The sequence below is a fragment of the Streptomyces apocyni genome, from assembly GCF_009739465.1.
Taxonomy (GTDB): Bacteria; Actinomycetota; Actinomycetes; order Streptomycetales; family Streptomycetaceae; genus Streptomyces; species Streptomyces apocyni.
In genome coordinates this window covers 23,384-40,927 of record NZ_WHOM01000045.1, presented here as the reverse complement: position 1 = coordinate 40,927, position 17,544 = coordinate 23,384, and the positions used below count along the sequence as shown (strand labels likewise).

At 69.7% G+C, this 17,544-nt stretch carries 13 protein-coding genes; 8 read left to right on the top strand and 5 right to left on the bottom strand.

The window, feature by feature from the left end; all coding sequences use genetic code 11:
• Window positions 1–250: 250 nt before the first annotated feature.
• Window positions 251–1,222 carry an ABC transporter ATP-binding protein gene (locus GCN81_RS10230; protein WP_156723926.1) on the bottom strand — a complete coding sequence of 324 codons (972 nt, stop codon included), beginning with the start codon at window positions 1,220–1,222 and terminating at the stop codon, window positions 251–253.
• Between the two features lie 147 nt (window positions 1,223–1,369).
• A complete protein-coding gene (locus tag GCN81_RS10225) occupies window positions 1,370–2,677 on the bottom strand; it encodes an NYN domain-containing protein (RefSeq protein WP_156724422.1) in 1,308 nt (435 codons plus the stop codon).
• Between the two features lie 253 nt (window positions 2,678–2,930).
• On the opposite strand from GCN81_RS10225, the gene GCN81_RS10220 reads away from it, so the two are divergent.
• On the top strand, window positions 2,931–3,110 hold the full coding sequence (locus GCN81_RS10220; protein WP_156723924.1) for a hypothetical protein: 180 nt from the start codon (window positions 2,931–2,933) through the stop codon (window positions 3,108–3,110).
• Between the two features lie 95 nt (window positions 3,111–3,205).
• Here GCN81_RS10220 and dnaE read toward each other — a convergent pair whose 3' ends face one another.
• Entirely contained in the window at window positions 3,206–6,745 is a 3,540-nt protein-coding gene (gene dnaE, locus GCN81_RS10215; RefSeq protein WP_156723923.1) for a DNA polymerase III subunit alpha, read from the bottom strand.
• 200 nt (window positions 6,746–6,945) lie between these two features.
• On the opposite strand from dnaE, the gene GCN81_RS10210 reads away from it, so the two are divergent.
• The 6 genes from GCN81_RS10210 (at window position 6,946) to GCN81_RS10185 (ending at window position 14,668) form a co-directional block, all read left to right on the top strand.
• Window positions 6,946–8,295: a DUF2252 domain-containing protein gene (locus GCN81_RS10210; RefSeq protein WP_156723921.1), complete on the top strand. Its 1,350-nt coding sequence runs from the start codon at window positions 6,946–6,948 to the stop codon at window positions 8,293–8,295.
• 55 nt (window positions 8,296–8,350) lie between these two features.
• A complete protein-coding gene (locus GCN81_RS10205) occupies window positions 8,351–9,052 on the top strand; it encodes a hypothetical protein (protein ID WP_197287556.1) in 702 nt (233 codons plus the stop codon).
• Between the two features lie 68 nt (window positions 9,053–9,120).
• A complete protein-coding gene (locus tag GCN81_RS10200; RefSeq protein ID WP_156723918.1) occupies window positions 9,121–9,915 on the top strand; it encodes a DsbA family protein in 795 nt (264 codons plus the stop codon).
• A 90-nt stretch (window positions 9,916–10,005) separates the two neighbouring features.
• Window positions 10,006–11,652, top strand: coding sequence for an alkaline phosphatase D family protein (locus GCN81_RS10195; RefSeq protein ID WP_156723916.1), 1,647 nt, complete (start codon window positions 10,006–10,008; stop codon window positions 11,650–11,652).
• A 373-nt stretch (window positions 11,653–12,025) separates the two neighbouring features.
• Window positions 12,026–12,994, top strand: a complete 969-nt coding sequence (locus GCN81_RS10190; RefSeq protein WP_156723914.1) for a zinc metalloprotease — start codon at window positions 12,026–12,028, stop codon at window positions 12,992–12,994.
• 78 nt (window positions 12,995–13,072) lie between these two features.
• Window positions 13,073–14,668 carry a serine/threonine-protein kinase gene (locus GCN81_RS10185; protein WP_197287555.1) on the top strand — a complete coding sequence of 532 codons (1,596 nt, stop codon included), beginning with the start codon at window positions 13,073–13,075 and terminating at the stop codon, window positions 14,666–14,668.
• 52 nt (window positions 14,669–14,720) lie between these two features.
• Here GCN81_RS10185 and GCN81_RS10180 read toward each other — a convergent pair whose 3' ends face one another.
• Window positions 14,721–15,293 carry a dienelactone hydrolase family protein gene (locus GCN81_RS10180; RefSeq protein WP_156723912.1) on the bottom strand — a complete coding sequence of 191 codons (573 nt, stop codon included), beginning with the start codon at window positions 15,291–15,293 and terminating at the stop codon, window positions 14,721–14,723.
• Window positions 15,294–15,323: 30 nt separating this feature from the next.
• On the opposite strand from GCN81_RS10180, the gene GCN81_RS10175 reads away from it, so the two are divergent.
• Window positions 15,324–16,424 carry a mechanosensitive ion channel family protein gene (locus GCN81_RS10175; RefSeq protein ID WP_156723910.1) on the top strand — a complete coding sequence of 367 codons (1,101 nt, stop codon included), beginning with the start codon at window positions 15,324–15,326 and terminating at the stop codon, window positions 16,422–16,424.
• 62 nt (window positions 16,425–16,486) lie between these two features.
• Here GCN81_RS10175 and GCN81_RS10170 read toward each other — a convergent pair whose 3' ends face one another.
• Window positions 16,487–17,506, bottom strand: coding sequence for a glycoside hydrolase family 5 protein (locus GCN81_RS10170; RefSeq protein WP_407697959.1), 1,020 nt, complete (start codon window positions 17,504–17,506; stop codon window positions 16,487–16,489).
• Window positions 17,507–17,544: the final 38 nt, after the last annotated feature.

The window sequence follows — 17,544 nt, the reverse complement described above, 5'->3', positions numbered from 1 at the left end:
CACCCTCCGCCGCCCACGACGCCACTCACCACGCCACCACTCACGACTCCGTCGCCCCTAGGGGCTGTCCGGCGGATCATGCCGGGGTCGCGGGGCGTGGCACGCCCATCCGCGGCGTTGTCGTCAATCACCATCGCTCCGCGATGCCTCAATCCTCCGCCTTGCAGCTGCACGCACCACGCCCCGCTCACCAGCACCGACAACGCACCGCACGCCCAGCCCGGCCTGATCCGCCGGACAGCCCCTAGCGTCACGCCTTCACCAGACCTTTCGTACGGCCGCCGAGCGCGAGATAGACGTCCTCCAGGCTCGGCGTGGCCAGGGTGAAGTCGTCCAGGGCGGCGAACGCCTCGCCGCCGGTGACGGCGGCCACCGCGGCCCGCGCCTCGTCCGGGGCGAGCCGCAGCGACCAGTGCCGTCCGGTCTCCTCGGCGAAGGCGCGCAGCGCGGCGACCTCGGGCACGTCGAGCGGGGCCCGCTCGCGCCACACGAGTTCGAGCCGCACCTCACCGGCGACCTCGTCCTTGAGCCCCGCGGGGGTGTCGCAGGCGATGACCCGGCCGGTCTCCAGTACGGCGACGCGGTCCAGGACCGTCTCGGCCTCGATGACGTTGTGGGTGACGAGCAGCACGGTGGTGCCGTGCCGCGCGCGGCGCCGGTCCACGGCGGCCCACACCGCGCGGCGTGCGACGGGGTCCATACCGGTGGTGGGCTCGTCGAGCACCAACAGGGGCCGCTCCCCCACCAGCGCGGTGGCGAAGCAGGCGAGCCGCCGCTGTCCGCCGGAGAGTTTCTTCAGGGGGCGTCCGGCGATGTCGCCGAGCCCCAGCTCGTCGATGACCATGTCCCGCTCGGACCGGGCGCGCCGGGTGTCGAGGCCGCGCAGCCGTCCGGTGGTCTCGGCGGCCAGGGCCACCGTGAGTTCGTCGAGCGCGGTCGTCTCCTGACCGAGGTAGGCGAGGAGGCGGGCGGCCCGCTCCGGGTGGCGCACGATGTCGTGCCCGAGGATCTCGACGCGTCCTGCGTCGGGCCGCATCAGGCCGGTGAGCTGGCGTACGAGGGTGGACTTCCCGGCGCCGTTGGGCCCGAGCAGTCCGAAGACCTCCCCGCGCCGGACGTCGAGGGTCACACCATCGGTGGCCCGCACCTCGGGCGTCGCGGGCACCCCGCGCCTGCCGCGCGTCGCGGGATAGGTCTTGACCAGGTCACGCACGAGGCACACGGTGTCATCACCGTGTGCCGAAGATCCTGTGGGTCCTGTGCGTGTATCCACGAGGGACGAGCCTACGGGTTCCGGGAGCCGAAAGTTCCCGCGGGGGGCCGCCTCAGGGAGCCCCAGGCAGGCCGTGGGGCCTGCCCCGCCCCCGGGTCACTCCCCGGCGGGGGCGGGCTCCGCCGCCGTACGGACATCGATCTCGCGCCAGAACCCGGCCCGGATCGCATAGCGGTCGTGCTCGTCGATCTGGTCGTCCTTGTGGGCGAGCAGCCCGAAGCGCGCGGCGTAGCGGAGCAGTTCGCCGTCGACGCGGTGCGGGATGCGCGGGTACATGGTTGACAGCTTCTGCAGCCCGGCGGGGTCTCCGAGCCGGGCCATCCAGCGGCGGGCGAACACCTGCCCGACCTCGTACGGGTCGCCGCCGACGGTGGTGATGTCCTCCTCACGGTCCGCCCAGCGCTGCTCGGCCGTGGTCAGCTGGGCCAGGGTGGGCAGCGCGGCGATGTCGGCGGGGTCCGGGGCCGGGCCCGGGCGCTCGACCCAGCCCTTCTCGGACGACCAGCGCAGGGTGGCGTTGGCCGGCTGCTGGGGGGTGGGCTGCGGGGCGGCGTGCGGAGCGGGGCTGCGCAGGGCGGCCAGGTCCTTGGGGGTGGGTACGCCCTTGGACGCGGGGCGGTCGGTTCCGTCGTGCGCGGCGCCGTCGTGCTCGGTTCCGTCATGCTCGGCGCGTGTGGTGTGGCCGGTATGCCCCGTGTGCGCGGTGTGCCCGGTGTGCGCCGCGCCGTTCGGTGCCGCGTGGCGTTCCTCGGGGGCGCGCTCGGCGGCGGCCAGCGCGGACTCGGGCAGCGGCGCAGAGAGGATCGCGGCGATCTCCGGGCGGGTCGCGGGCTGCGGCGCGCAGGCGCCGGTGAGTTCCTTGGCCCGTACCGCCTTGGTGATCCAGGCCCGGTCGAGCACCCGGCGTTCGTCGGCCTCGGCGACCAGGTCCTCGGACTGGTTGTAGTCGCCGTCGGCGGCCTGTACGGCCCAGAGGTGGACGGCGACGCCGTGTTCCTTGGCGGACATCAGGCCGGGCAGCAGATCGCCGTCGCCGGTCACCAGGACCACGTCGGAGCAGGCACGGTTACGGGCCAGCTCGGTGAGCTCGGCGTGCATCGCGGCGTCCACGCCCTTCTGCGCCCACCGTCCGTCGCTGCGGGTGAGCGCGCCCAGCCGTACGGTCACCCGGGACATCACCCGGAGCCTGCGGTGCTCGGGCTGGGGGACCCGGTCGGGCGCGCCGTCGAACCAGTAGATCCGCAGCAGTGGCTGAGCGGTGTCCGACTCGGCGCGCTCCCGCAGCCCCTGGATGAGCGCCGCGTGGTCGACGGTGATCCGTGACCGTGAGGGTTCCCCGGCGAGAAGACTCGCGGCGGCGCCCAGCAGATAGCCGGCGTCCACCAGGACGACGCAGCGGTCCATGCGTTCCACCCTCTTTCCCTGGGGCTCTGACGAATTTCACGCGTCGGGAGCGGGTTTCCTTCGGGTTACCTTCGAGTCTGCCCGACGGCGCGAGGGTTAACGGCCGGAACTGGATCTTCGGCGTGGCGTAACGGTGAATCGCTCTCCGTCGGGCCTTATTACGCACGGTAATTCTCTGAAATGCGCGCTTTGTCGACCTGTGTGAATCTGGTGCAGGCCCTGGCCCCTAGTTCCCCCTCAGGAGGCAGTCACCATGGCCAAGCAAAAGCACCGCAAGAAGGGTGGCGATTCGCATCGCTTCGCGCAGCAGCACGAGCAGCGCGGCGCGGAGCAGGCCCAGCCCTCGGCATCCGACGCGCCGTCCGAACCCCGCACCAGGACCGGCGACTTCGGGGAGCACAGCAAGAAGTCGAAGAAGTTCGGCCATAACTGAGACGGGCCGCGCCGCGGTCACCGTCGCCCGCTATGCAGTCACCATGCGTCGAGGGGCGCGTCCACACCGGACGCGCCCCTCGACGCTTGACACCGTCAGCCCGCCAGGCAGGACGGGCCGAGCAGCACCTTGAGGTCACCGAAGAGCGCCGGGTCCGGTTGCACCCGGTGCCGGTCGAGCCGGAGCACCGTGGTCTTCCGGGCGCCCAGGAGCTTGATCCGCACCTCGGAGTTGCCCTTGTGGTGGCCGAGGACCTCGCCGAGCCTGCTGACCATCGGCGGGGTGACCTTGACCGCCGGAATGGTGATGATCACCGGCGCGTTGGTGCCCGCGTTCGACAGGTCCGGGACCTGGAGTTCCATGGCGACCAGGCGGGGGACGTCCTCGCGCTTGTCGAGGCGGCCCTTGACGAAGACGACGGCGTCCTCGACGAGTTGGGTGGACACCAGTTGATAGGTGGCCGGGAAGAACATGCACTCGATGGAGCCCGCCAGGTCCTCGACGGTGGCGATGGCCCAGGCGTTCCCCTGCTTGGTCATCTTGCGCTGGAGGCCGGAGATGATGCCGCCGATGGTGACCACCGAGCCGTCGGAGTAGTCACCGCCGGTGAGCTGTCCGATCCCGGCGTCGGCCTTGTCGGACAGGACGTGCTCCAGGCCGAACAGCGGGTGGTCGGAGACGTAGAGGCCGAGCATCTCGCGTTCCTGGGCGAGCAGATAGCTCTTGTCCCACTCGTCGTCGGAGAACACCACGTCGAGTCCGAAGCCGGGTTCGTCGGCCGCCTCGTCACCCATGCCGCCGAAGAGGTCGAACTGCCCCTCGGCCTCCTTGCGCTTGACCTGCACCACATTGTCGATCATGGGCTCGTACTGGGCGGTGAGGCCCTTACGGGTGTGCCCCATGGTGTCGAACGCGCCCGCCTTGATGAGCGATTCGGTGGTGCGCTTGTTGCAGGCGGCGGCCTCGACCTTGTCGAGGTAGTCGGGGAAGGAACCGTACTTGCCCTTGGCCTTGCGGCTGCGGATGATCGACTCGACGACGTTGGTACCGACGTTACGGACCGCGGAGAGGCCGAAGAGGATCACGTCGTCGCCCTGCGCGGCGAAGTTCTGCTCGGACTCGTTCACATTGGGCGGCAGGACCTTGATGCCCATACGGCGGCATTCGTTGAGGTACACGGCCGACTTGTCCTTGTCGTCCTTGACCGAGGTGAGCAGCGCGGCCATGTACTCCGCCGGGTAGTTCGCCTTCAGATAGGCGGTCCAGTAGGTGACCAGGCCGTACGCGGAGGAGTGCGCCTTGTTGAAGGCGTATCCGGCGAACGGCACCAGGACGTCCCACAGGGCCTGGATCGCCTCGTCCGAGTAGCCGTTCTTGCGGGCGCCCGCCTGGAAGATGCCGAAGTTCTTCGCCAGTTCCTCGGGCTTCTTCTTGCCCATCACGCGGCGCAGGATGTCGGCCTCGCCGAGTGAGTAGCCCGCGATGATCTGGGCGGCCTTCTGCACCTGCTCCTGGTACACGATCAGGCCGTAGGTGAGGCCGAGGACCTCCTTGAGGGGCTCCTCCAGCTCCTTGTGGATCGGCGTGATCTCCTGGGCGCCGTTCTTGCGGAGCGCGTAGTTGGTGTGCGAGTCCATGCCCATCGGGCCGGGACGGTAGAGGGCCGAGACGGCGGAGATGTCCTCGAAGTTGTCGGGCTTCATCAGCCGCAGCAGCGAGCGCATCGGGCCGCCGTCGAACTGGAAGACACCGAGCGTGTCGCCGCGGCAGAGCATCTCGTACGTCTTGGGGTCGTCGAGCGGGAGCGAGAGCATCTCCAGGTCGACGCCCTTGTTGGCCCGCACCATCTTGACGGCGTCGTCCATGATGGTGAGGTTGCGCAGGCCCAGGAAGTCCATCTTCAGCAGGCCGAGCGACTCACACTGCGGGTAGTCCCACTGCGTGATGGTCACGCCGTCGGTGTGCCGCACCCAGACCGGCGCGTGGTCGGTGATGGTCTCGCTGGACATGATCACGCCCGCCGCGTGCACACCCATCTGCCGGACCAGGCCCTCGACGCCCTTGGCGGTGTCGATGACCTTCTTCACGTCTGGTTCGTTCTCGTACATCGCCCGGATCTCGCCCGCCTCGCTGTACCGCGGGTGGGTCGGGTCGGTGATGCCGTTGAGGTCGATGCCCTTGCCCAGGACGTCGGCGGGCATCGCCTTGGTGAGCCGGTCGCCCATCGCGTACGGGTAGCCGAGGACGCGCGCGGAGTCCTTGATCGCGTTCTTGGCCTTGATCTTGCCGTAGGTGCCGATCATGGCGACCTTGTCGGCGCCGTACTTCTCCGTCACATACCGGATCACCTCGACGCGCCTGCGCTCGTCGAAGTCGATGTCGACATCGGGCATCGAGACGCGCTCGGGGTTGAGGAACCGCTCGAAGATCAGTCCGTGGGTGATCGGGTCGAGGTCGGTGATGCCCATCGCGTACGCCACGATCGAACCGGCCGCGGAACCACGGCCCGGGCCCACCGCGATGCCGTTGTTCTTGGCCCACATGATGAAGTCGGCGACGACCAGGAAGTACCCGGGGAACCCCATCTGGATGATGATGTCCATCTCGTACTCGGCCTGCTTCTGGCGGTCGTCCGGGACGCCGCCCGGGTAGCGGCGCTCCATGCCGCGGCGGACCTCCTCCTGGAACCACGTGACCTCGGTGAAGCCGTCCGGGATGTCGAACTTCGGCATCAGGTCGCGCTTCTCGAACATCCCGGAGGTGTCGACCTGCTCGGCGACCAGCAGAGTGTTGCGGCAGCCCTCCTGCCAGGCGTCCGAGGAGTCGATGGCGTACATCTCGTCCGTGGACTTCAGGTAGTACCCGGTGCCGTCGAAGCGGAAGCGGTCCGGGTCGGAGAGGTTCTTGCCGGTCTGGATGCACAGCAGCGCGTCATGGGCGGTCGACTCGTGCGCGTACGTGTAGTGCGAGTCGTTGGTGACCAGCGGCGGGATGCCCAGCTCTTTGCCGATCTTCAGCAGGTCGTCGCGGACCCGGCGCTCGATCTCGATGCCGTGGTCCATCAGCTCCAGGAAGTACTTGTCCTTGCCGAAGATGTCCTGGTACTCGGCCGCCGCCTTGCGCGCCTCCTCGTACTGCCCGAGGCGCAGCCGGGTCTGCAGCTCACCGGAGGGGCAGCCGGTGGAGGCGATGAGGCCCTCGGACCACTGGGAGATGGTCTCCTTGTCCATTCGCGGCCACTTCTGCAGCCAGCCCTCGGCGTACGCGTCCGATGAGAGCTTGAAGAGGTTGTGCAGGCCGGTGCTGTTGTGTGCCCAGATCGTCTTGTGGGTGTAGCCACCGGAACCCGAGACGTCGTCCCGCTTCTGGTGCGGCTGACCCCACTGGATCTTGCGCTTGGTGCGCCGCGACTCGGGCGCCACATACGCCTCGATGCCGATGATCGGCGTGACCCCCGCGTCCTTCGCCGTATGGAAGAAGTCGTACGCCCCGTGCAGGTTGCCGTGGTCGGACATGGCGATATGCGACATGCCCATCTCATTGCAGGCCTTGAACATGTCCTTGAGCCGCGCGGCACCGTCCAGCAGCGAGTACTGGGTGTGGACGTGCAGGTGCGTGAAGGGCGGCTTGGTCACGACGGAGGCCTCCGGGAAAGCTCGCGGCGGGTGGGGGAAACAGCTTCGAAGTCTACGGGGGGCCACTGACACTCCGCGGGCACTCACCGCCGCCGTCGCACGTTCACCGGGGCAGAACACCCGTCCGTGAGGTACCGCGTCAGGCCGCCGCAGGCCCGAGCCCCGCCCCAACCCCAGCCCGCACCAGGAGGCACCCCGCGATGTCGCTCTCGCAGCTCACCGCCCAGCAACGCGGTGAGCAGATCCTCGCCGCGTTCAGCGCCACCTTCGGCGAGCTCCTGGCGAGTGACCCAGACGCCGTCCGGGCCAGGTTCCGCAAGATGGCGGCCTCCCCCTTCGCCTTCTACCGTGGCGCGGCCTGCCTGTTCTACCGCGAGCTGGACCGCGAGCGGCACGGCGGCCCGTATCTGGACGACCGCACAGCGCGGCTGTGGATCCATGGCGATCTGCACGCGGAGAGCTACGGCAGTTATCTGGACAGCCAGGGCCGACTGATCTTCCATGCCCAGGGCTTCGACGAGGCCTTCGTCGGCCCGTTCACCTGGGATCTGCGCCGCTTCGCGGCCTCGGTCGCCCTCATCGGATACGAGAAGGCGCTCAGCGACGAGCAGATCACCGAGCTGGTACGGGACTACGCCACCGCCTACCGCGAGCGCGTCCACGACCTCGCGACCGGCGCCAAGACCGACGAGGTGCCGCCGTTCTCGCTGGACACCGCCGAGGGCCCGGTGCTCGACGTGCTGCGTACGGCGCGCTCCCGCAGCCGGGTCGCCCTGCTCGACTCGATGACGGAGATCCGGGAGCACGAGCGCCGCTTCGCGCCCGGCGCGGACGCCATCGAGCTGGACGCGGCGACGCGGTACAAGGTGCTCGCCGCCTTCGACGGCTATCTGGAGACGCTTCCCGAGTCCAGCCTGACCCGCCCGGACTCGTACCGCGTCAAGGACGTGGTGGGCCGCCGTGGCAGCGGCGTAGCGATCGGCGGCAGCGGCAGCGGCTTCGCGGAGCGGCCCTCGTACGACATCCTGCTGGAAGGACACAGCGACGCCTTCGAGAACGACGTCGTGATCTCCCTGCGGCAGGCCCGCACCCCGGCCGTCGCGCAGCACATCACGGACCCCGCGATCCGCGCCCACTTCGCACACGAGGGCCACCGTGCGGTGGCGGCGCAGCGCGCCCTCCAGGCGCACCCCGACCCCTGGCTGGGCTGGACCGAGCTGGACGGCGCGGGCCAGCTGGTCGCCGAGATCTCGCCGTACGCCGTGCGCCTGGACTGGTCGGTGATCGACGACATCGAGCGCATCTCCGCACTGGTGCGGGACCTGGGCCGGGCCACCGCCGCCCTGCACGCGGTCGCGGACGACGAGGAGGCGCACTCGGACCTGGTGCCGTTCCGCGCGGAGCGCGCGATCGACGCGGCGATCGCGGCCGACGAGGACTCCTTCGCCGGGCACCTGGTGGAGTTCGCGCACCGCTATGGGGCGCGGACCCGCGAGGACCACCAGATCTTCGTCGACCTGTTCCGTAACGACCGGATTCCGGGCCTTTAGGGCCCCCTCTGGTGGGAGCTCACAGCGCCCCTTGAGGAGGTGCTTACCTACCGACATGGCACACTCTGCGTCGATGGACGACATCTCGGGAACGCAGCTGCGGGTGCTGCGGGCGGCGCTCTTCACGGCCCTGGTCGTGACGCTGTCCGCCGCGTCCCATGTGCTGCTGTCCCAGGCACCGCTCCCGCTGACCACCGTCGCCGCGGTGGCCGCCGGGGTCTTCGTCCTCGCGTATCTGCTGGCCGGGCGCGAGCGAGGCTACTGGCGGATCGCCGCCCTGCTGATCCCACTGGAGCTGGCCGCCGACACGGTCTTCACCACCGGCCAGCACGTCTGTTACGGCGCGGCGGGCGGTCCCGTCGCCGGACCGCTGCGCGCGCTCGGTCTCGACGTGCTGTGCGGCGGCGGTGAGGTGGGCGCCTCGCTGGCCCAGGTGACCGGCGGGCAGCGCCCCGCCGCCGAGCTCCTGGCGAGCGCCGATCCCGCCACCGCCTGGCTGCTGCTCGGCGCGCACCTGGGCGTCGGGCTGCTCGCCGCGGGCTGGCTGCGGCACGGCGAGAGCGCGCTCACCCAGCTGGTGCGCGCGGTGGGGGCCTTCGCCTTCCGCCCGCTGCTGATCGCGTTCGCGGTCGTCCTGGCCCCCCGCGCGGCGACCCGCCGCACACCGCGCCCCGCGCCCCGTACGCCGAGCGCGCCCATACGGCTGCTGACCCACTCCGTCGGACGGCGTGGACCGCCGTGCTCCGCCCTCGCCTGAGCGAGCCCGAGAGCACGGCCATCCCCCATCGACATCCACGTCACAGACGAAGCACGGAGTACTCCACCATGAGCAAGCGCAACAGCCAGGCGGCGAAGCAGGCGGCACGCGAGCGGCTGCGCGCCGAGCGCGAGCGCCAGGCCAAGAAGGACAAGATGCGGCGCCAGTTGGTCGTCGCGGCCTCGGTCGTCGGTGTCCTCGCGGTCGCCGGAGGCATCGGCTACGCGATCGTGCAGGCCAACAAGCCCACCTACTGGGAAGAGGCCAAGAACAACGAGCTGGTCTCGCCCGCGGGCGCCACGGGCAAGGACGGCACCACGGTCGTCCTGGGCGAGAAGGACGCCAAGAAGACCCTGGAGCTGTACGAGGACGCCCGCTGCCCGGTCTGCGCCACCTTCGAGCAGACGGCGGGGGAACAGATGCACAAGGACGTCAAGGACGGGAAGTACAAGGTCCAGTTCATCGGCGCCACCTTCCTCGACAACGGCCTCGGCGGCGAAGGCTCCAAGAACGCGCTCAGCGCCCTGGGCGCCGCCCTCAACGTGAGCCAGGACGCGTTCTTCGACTTCAAGGCCGCGCTCTACTCCAAGGAGAACCACCCCGAGGAGAGCGACGACAAGTTCAAGGACGACGCGTACCTGCTCAAGATCGCCAACGAGGTCCCCGCGCTCAAGGACAACAGCGCGTTCCAGAAGGACGTCGAGGACGGCACCTTCGACAAGTGGGCGCTGAACATGTCGGACAAGTTCAGCAAGAGCGACGTCCAGGGCACTCCCACCCTCAAGATGGACGGCGAGAAGCTGGAGACCCCGCAGAGCCTGGAACAGTACAAGAGCACGATCGACGCGGCGCTCAAGAAGTAGCCCACGGAGGCAGCTTGAGAGAAGGGCGGGCGAACTCACTTCTGTCGCCCGCCCTTTCACCTGCACTACCGATCAGTAATATGATCGGCCGTGACCAGTAGACTCCACACAACTCCCAGCCGCCGCACGGTCGTCAAGGCCGCCGCGGCGACCGCGGCCACCGCCTCGCTGGTGGCCGCCCCACTCGCCCACTCCGCCGAAGCCGCACAAGGCCCGGCCTTCCTGCACGGCGCCGCCTCCGGCGATCCGCTCCCCGACGGTGTCCTGCTGTGGACCCGGATCACTCCCACCCCCGACGCGGTACCCGGCTCCGGCAAGGGCCCCGACGTCACGGTGGACTGGGAGATAGCCGAGGACAAGTCCTTCACCAAGGTGGTGGCCCGCGGCTCGACCACCGCGAAGGCCGCCTCCGACCACACCGTCAAGGCTGATGTACGGGGCCTCAGCCCGGCGACCGACTACTACTTCCGCTTCCGGGCCGGTGACACGCACTCGCCTATCGCCCGCACCCGCACGACACCGGCGCACGACGCCGCCACGGACGGAGTCCGCTTCGGCGTGGTCTCCTGCTCGAACTGGGAGGCCGGGTACTTCTCCGCGTACCGGCACCTGGCGGCCCGCGCCGACCTGGACGCGGTCCTGCACCTGGGCGACTACCTCTACGAGTACGAGACCGGCGGCTACCCGGAGCCGGAGGACGTCGTACGGGAGCACGAGCCGCGGCACGAGATCATCACGCTCGCCGACTACCGCGCCCGGCACGGCCAGTACAAGACCGACCCCGACCTGATGGCCCTGCACGCCCGCCACCCGGTCGTCGCGATCTGGGACGACCACGAGCTGGCCAACGACGCCTGGTCCGGCGGGGCCGAGAACCACACCCCCGGGACCGAGGGCGACTGGGCCGCGCGGATGGCCGCCGCCAAGCAGGCCTACTTCGAGTGGATGCCGGTGCGCACCGCCACGGAGGGCACGGTCTTCCGCCGCATCCGGTACGGCAAGCTGGCCGATCTTCATCTCCTGGACCTGCGGTCGTTCCGTTCCGAACAGGCCAAGGTCGGCAGCGGCGACGTGGACTCACCCGAGCGTTCGATCGCGGGCCGCGCTCAGCTCAACTGGCTGAAGCAGGGCATGAGCACGTCCTCGGCGCAGTGGAAGCTGGTCGGCACCTCGGTGATGATCTCGCCGTTGGCCTTCGGCTCGCTGCCCGCGTACGTACTCAAGCCGCTGGCCAAGCTGCTGGGGTTGCCCACCCAGGGCCTGGCCGTCAACACCGACCAGTGGGACGGGTACACCGCCGACCGCGAGGAACTCCTGGCGCACCTGGAGCAGAACGCCATCCGGGACACCGTCTTCCTGAGCGGCGACATCCACATGGCCTGGGCCAACGACCTGCCGGTGAAGGCCGCGACCTATCCGCTGTCGCGGTCAGCGGCGACGGAGTTCGTGGTCACCTCGGTGACCTCGGACAACCTGGACGAGATCCTGGGTGTACCGCCGCACACCGTCTCACTCGCCGCGTCGACGGCGATCAAGGCGGCCAACCGCCATGTGAAGTGGCTGGACATGGACTCGCACGGCTACGGCGTCCTGGACGTCACCCCGGCGCACGCGCAGATGGACTACTACGTCCTGTCCGACCGGACCGATCCCGGCGCGACCGCCGAGTGGGCGCGCTCGTACCGGACGCGCACCGGAACGCAGCGCATGGAGCGCGTCCACCAGCCGGTGCACTAGCCACGAACCGGTCAACCGGCGGATCCACCTATCAATTTTGGCCATGATCGCGCCTGTTACCGAGAGATCACGCCACCGGGGCGCGTGGTGTTCGTTCGCGGCACCAATGCGGACACACCACCCGCCCTGGTGGCCTTCTGCGTTTCAGCCATCTTTCAAACACTGATTGATGCCTCAAATTTTCTCCCCGTTGGCCCGATTCACCTCACGTTTGATTGGGCCTGATCGTTCCTCCCTCACATCTGACATGGGCACGTAATCTCGCCGCGGCGGTGAGGAAATCCCTCCCCGACCGCGTCCGCGAGGAGTCACTATGCGCCACTTTGCCCGCATATCCCCACGTCTGGGCAGACGCTTGTTCGGCACGGCAATCATGGCCGGAACCCTGGCACTTGCCGCCCCGCTGTCCGCCCCCACGGGACACGCGAGCGCCGCACCCGCCAGCAGTGCCGCCCACGCCGATGACGCGTGCGACGACGAGGGCGTCTCCTCCGCCCGTAAGGCGAAGCCCAGTCGCGACGGCCACGACGGCCACGTCGACCACGCGAACGAGCCCAACGACATCACCGCGGCCAAGGCCAAGGCGATGAACGCCGACCTGAAGAAAAAGCTCGACAAGGCGCGTTCGAGCAACCGAGCGTTCGACGTCTCCGCCGCCACGACCGTCACGATCCCGGTCTACTTCCATGTGATCCACGACGGCACCAACGGCAAGCTCACCTCGACCGACATCAGCAAGCAGCTGGCCGTCCTGAACGAGGGTTTCGGCGGCCAGGGCGACGGCAACGCCGACTCCGGCTTCCAGTTCTCGCTGGAGGCGACCACCTACACCGACAACGCCTCCTGGTACAACGGCCTCGCGTACGGCTCCACCGAGGAGAAGGAGATGAAGTCCACGCTGCGTCAGGGCGGCCCCGACGCGCTGAACTTCTACACCGCCGACCTCGGCGACGGCCTGCTCGGCTGGGCCACCTTCCCCGACTCCTACGAGCGCAGCCCGGAGATGGACGGCGTGGTCGTCCTGGACACCTCGCTGCCCGGCGGCACCGCGGGCAACTACAACGAGGGCGACACCGGCACCCACGAGGTGGGCCACTGGATGGGCCTCTACCACACCTTCCAGGGCGGCTGTAACGGCAAGGGCGACTACGTGAGCGACACCGCCCCCGAGAAGAGCCCCGCGTACGAGTGCCCCGAGGGCCGGGACAGCTGCAAGCGCAAGGCGGGCGTCGACCCGATCCACAACTTCATGGATTACACCTACGACGCCTGCATGTACCAGTTCACCGCGGGCCAGGCCCAGCGGATGCAGGACCACTGGACGGCCTACCGCGGGAGCTGACGCGCGCCCCCCGGCCACGACCCTCTACCCTGCCTGGAGTACGCGGGCAGGGTAGAGGGATTTGAGGGATCGGGGAACGTGAGCACACCCGGCGAGATCATCGACGGGCGGTTCGAGCTGCTGCGGCGGCTCGGCAGCGGTGGCATGGGGACGGTGTGGCGGGCTCGCGACACCGTGCTGCACCGCGAGGTCGCCCTGAAGGAAGTCCGGCCACCGGACCCGGCGTTGACCGCCGACGTGCGCGCCGGGCTCGGAGAGCGGGTGTTGCGCGAGGCCAGATCGCTGGCCCGGCTCAACCACCCCCATGTGGTGACGATCCATCACATCGTCGAGGCGGGCGAGGGCGTTGAGCATCCGTGGCTGGTGATGGAGCTCCTGCCCGGGCACAACCTCCAGGACCGGCTCGGCCAGGGACCGCTGCCACCGGTGGACGCGGCCAGGATGGGCCGTCAGGTGCTGTCCGCGCTCCGCGCGGCGCACGCGGCGGGCATCCACCACCGCGACGTCAAGCCCGCCAACATCATGCTCCGCGACGACGGTTCGGCCGTCCTCACCGACTTCGGCATCGCCGCCCTCCAGGGCTCCGCCTCGCTCACCGCGACCGGCGACCTGATCGGCTCGCCCGAGTACATCGCCCCTGAGCGCATCCGTGGCGTCGACACCGACCCGGCATCCGACCTCTGGTCGCTCGGCCTGGTGCTGTACGTGGCCGTGGAGGGCGTCAGCCCGCTGCGCCGCGCCACCACGCTCGCCACGCTCGCGGCGGTCCTGGATGAGCCGGTGCCGCCGCCGGTACGTTCCGGGCCGCTCGCCCCGGTGTTGAGTGCCCTGCTGGTACGGGACCCGGCGGCCCGGCCCGACGCCGAACGGCTGGACACGATGCTGGCCCAGGTCGATTCGGGTGGGCAGGCGCAGGAGCCATGGGCGCAGCCGACCCAGACCGCGTACGCTCCCCCGCCGCCCCCGCCACCGCCCCCGACCCAGCTGGACAGCCCGCGCCCCACCGCGTCCGGGGCCCCGACGCCCGGGCCGACGGCGCCTCATCCGCATCCGCACCCCGGGCCCCGTAGCCGTACGCCCGTGATCGTCGCGGCGATCGCGGTGGCCGTCGCCGTGGTGGCCGCGACAGCGGTGGTGTTCGCGCTGCGCGGGGGCGCCGATGACCAGGCAGGGGACGACAAGGGCGGCGACCGGACGAGCTCACCCACGGCCCCGACCAGGGAAGCCACCGCCTCCACCTCGACGGTCACTCAGGGGCCCGCCCCAGAACCCACCAAGGCCCCGGATCCCACCAAGGACCCCGACCCGGACCCGACCACCCAAGCACCCCCACCCGCCGAGCAGGTGGCCGACACCTGGGTCGCCCAACTCGCTTCCGTCGACCAGAGCAAGGGCCCCGGCGCGCGCGAGAAGGCCATCACGGCACTGCGCGCCAAGGGCATCGACGGCGTGCGGTACCTCGACAGCGGCGACTACGCCTCACTGCGGCCGGGCTACTGGATGCTCTACCGCCCCGGCTTCGGCGACGGGAACGCCGCGATCGACTGGTGCCGCGGCCAGGGCCTCGGCACCAACAACCAGTGCGTCGGCCGGTACATCAGCCACAGCGCCGCCGACCGCCAGTACGTCTGCGACCCGGCGGCCCCGGTAGCCAGGGGCTGCACCCGCACCTAGCACCCGAGCCCCTACCTGGACAGGACCGACAGGACCACAGGACCGACAGGACCTAGTCCAGCGAGTCCAGGAACCCGAGCGCCAGCCGCCAGGTCTCCTCGGCCGCCTCCGCGTCGTAGTCCGGCAGGTCCGGGTCGGTGTAGACGTGTCCGGCGCCCCGGTAGCGGTAGACCTCGACGTCGGCTCCAGCCCGCCGCATCCGCAGGTACCAGGCGTTCAGCCAGTCGTCCGGCTCGAACGGGTCCGGGTCGGCGACATGCAACTGCACCGGCAGCTCGTCGACCGCCGCGTCCTCGGCGATGTCCGACGTACCGTGCAGCAACAGCAGCCCGCGGGCCTTCTCGTCGCCCAGGGCGAGGTTCTGCGCGAGTGAACCGCCGAGCGAGAACCCGGCGTAGACCAGACCGGCGTCCGAGTGCGGCGCAGCGGCCAGCACGGCGCGCTTGAGCAGCTCGTCCGAACCGATCTCGTCCTTGATCTTCATGCCCTCCTCGACGGTCTGGGCGCTCCGCCCGTCATACAGGTCGGGAACGTGCACCTCGTGACCGGCCGCGCGCAGTCGCTCGGCCGCCGCGTGCACGCCAGGCCGCAGGCCGTAGGCGGAGTGGAAGAGCATGATGTTCATGCGCCCATGGTGCCAGCTACGGTCGGTCCCATGGAAAACGTGTTGCGCCCACTGATCGTCTTCGGTGGCTCACTGGTCGTCACTCTGGTACTCGGCTGGCTGGTGGACCGCCTGCTGATCCGGGCCGACGGCCGGCACCCGGAAACGCCCTTGTGGGATCTGCTGCGCCGCTGCCGTCTCCCGCTTCAGGTGGTCGTGCTGACCGCGCTGCTCCGGGGAACGTACCGGCAGACCAAATGGGAGTTGATACAGGATCACAAGGCCGGGATCGGCCAGAGCCTCACCCTCGTCCTGATCGCCGCGAGCGCCTGGCTGGTGATCCGGATCGCCTCCGCGGCGGTCGAGTCCACCTACGCCAGATACGCCGCCACCCAGAGCCGCGATCCGGCCCGGGTCCGCCGGGTCAGGACCCAGGTGACCCTGATCATGCGGATCGTCACCGCGGTGGTCGGCGTGGTCGCGGCGGCCGCGATGCTGCTCACCATCCCGGGGATGCGGACGCTCGGCACCTCGATGCTGGCGTCGGCGGGCATCATCGGCATCGTCGCCGGTGTCGCCGCCCAGTCCACCCTGGGGAACCTCTTCGCCGGATTCCAGATCGCGTTCGGCGACATGGTGCGGATCGGGGACACCGTGGTGGTGGACGGCGAGTGGGGCACGATCGACGAGGTCACGCTGACGTTCCTGTCGGTACGCACCTGGGACGAGCGGCGGATCACGATGCCGGTGTCGTACTTCACCAGCAAGCCTTTTGAGAACTGGTCACGCGGTGGCCCCCAGATCACGGGCTCGGTCTTCTTCCACCTGGACCACAACGCGCCCGTGCACGAGATGCGGGAGAAGCTGCACGCCGTCCTGCGCGACTGCCCGGCGTGGGACGGCCGCGCCTGGAGCCTGGCCGTCACGGACACCACGCCGAGCACGATGGAGGTCCGCGCGGTGGCCACGGCGAAGGATCCGGACGACATCTGGACGGTACGGGTGACGGTCCGCGAACAACTCATCGCTTGGCTCGCCGAGCACCACCCGTACGCCCTCCCCCGCATCGCCACCTCCCCCGCGGCCGTGCCCCCGGCCGACTACCACCCGGAGCACCCCGCGCCAGAGCCCCCGCTCACCGGCAGGGGCTAGGGCGGGACGCGCGTACGGGTCGCGTCCGGCTCGCGTACGGGTCGCGTACGGGTGGCGTACGGCTACTGACGTAGCTTTCCGCGGACCCAGACCCCGGCCTGCTTCAGCACCGACGTGCCGGTCCAGGTGGTGTCCCTGTCGCAGGTGCCGGTCTTGAAGACGGCTCCGGAGCGGTGGTCGTCGGAGTAGTTCCAGTTGACCCAGGAGATCTTCTTGCTCCGCATCAGGTCGAGGTAGCGCTGCGACATCGCGAAGTCGTTGGCGCCCTCGCCCGCGTAGTTCTGCGTACCGAACTCCGTGACGAACACGGGCAGTCGGCTCGACGCCCGGTCAAGGGCCGCCAGGTACGCCCCACGGTGCGAGGCCGCGTAGAAGTGGAAGGTGTACATGATGTTGCTGGCCCGCACCGGGTTGTTGACCACCTCCCACTCGCCGCCGCCCTCCGAGACGCCGAACGAGGACCAGGCCCGGGTGCCGACGAGCACCACGGCGTCCGGGTCCTCGGCCCTGATCACCGGGATGATCTCCTCGGCGTAGGACTTGATGCGTGACCAGCTGACGCCGGAGGGCTCGTTGGCGATCTCGTAGAGCACGCCCGGGTTGTCGCGGTACGTGCGGGCCATCTCGCGGAAGAAGGTCTTGGCGCGGCCGGTGTTGTAGTGCGGGTCACCGGGGCTGAGCATGTGCCAGTCGATGATCGCGTACATCCCGCGGCGGTGCGCCTGGTCGACGAACCGCTGGGCGCGGGCGGTGAATTTCGCCGGGTCGGTCGCGTAGCCGCCTTCCTGGACGTAGGTCGAGACGCGCAGGACGTCCGCCCGCCAGTCGTAGGCGAGCGCGTCGAGGGACTTGTCGGTGACGCAGTGCGGATACCACTGGGTGCCGTGGGTGCTCATACCGGTGAGCTGGACGGGCCGCCCGTTCGCGCCGCAGAGCTGAGTGCCGCAGACCTTGAGGCGGCCGTGGGGGGTGGTGGGGGAACTGCTGGAGGAGCTGCTGGGTGAGGTGTGGGAGGAGCTGCCGTGTGCGGGTCCCGCCAGGGCTAGGGGGGCGACCATCAGAAGCCCTATAAGCATGGACATGACAGTACTGTGCTGACGTCTCATCGCTGACTCCGTGG

Coding starts and splice junctions, on each gene's coding strand:
- GCN81_RS10225 (WP_156724422.1), bottom strand. CDS start 2,677: ATGGACCGCTGCGTCGTCCTGGTGGACGCCGGCTATCTGCTGGGCGCC.
- GCN81_RS10190 (WP_156723914.1), top strand. CDS start 12,026: ATGGCCGGAACCCTGGCACTTGCCGCCCCGCTGTCCGCCCCCACGGGA.
- GCN81_RS10205 (WP_197287556.1), top strand. CDS start 8,351: ATGGCACACTCTGCGTCGATGGACGACATCTCGGGAACGCAGCTGCGG.
- GCN81_RS10175 (WP_156723910.1), top strand. CDS start 15,324: ATGGAAAACGTGTTGCGCCCACTGATCGTCTTCGGTGGCTCACTGGTC.
- GCN81_RS10210 (WP_156723921.1), top strand. CDS start 6,946: ATGTCGCTCTCGCAGCTCACCGCCCAGCAACGCGGTGAGCAGATCCTC.
- GCN81_RS10220 (WP_156723924.1), top strand. CDS start 2,931: ATGGCCAAGCAAAAGCACCGCAAGAAGGGTGGCGATTCGCATCGCTTC.
- GCN81_RS10200 (WP_156723918.1), top strand. CDS start 9,121: ATGAGCAAGCGCAACAGCCAGGCGGCGAAGCAGGCGGCACGCGAGCGG.
- GCN81_RS10180 (WP_156723912.1), bottom strand. CDS start 15,293: ATGAACATCATGCTCTTCCACTCCGCCTACGGCCTGCGGCCTGGCGTG.
- GCN81_RS10170 (WP_407697959.1), bottom strand. CDS start 17,506: ATGTCCATGCTTATAGGGCTTCTGATGGTCGCCCCCCTAGCCCTGGCG.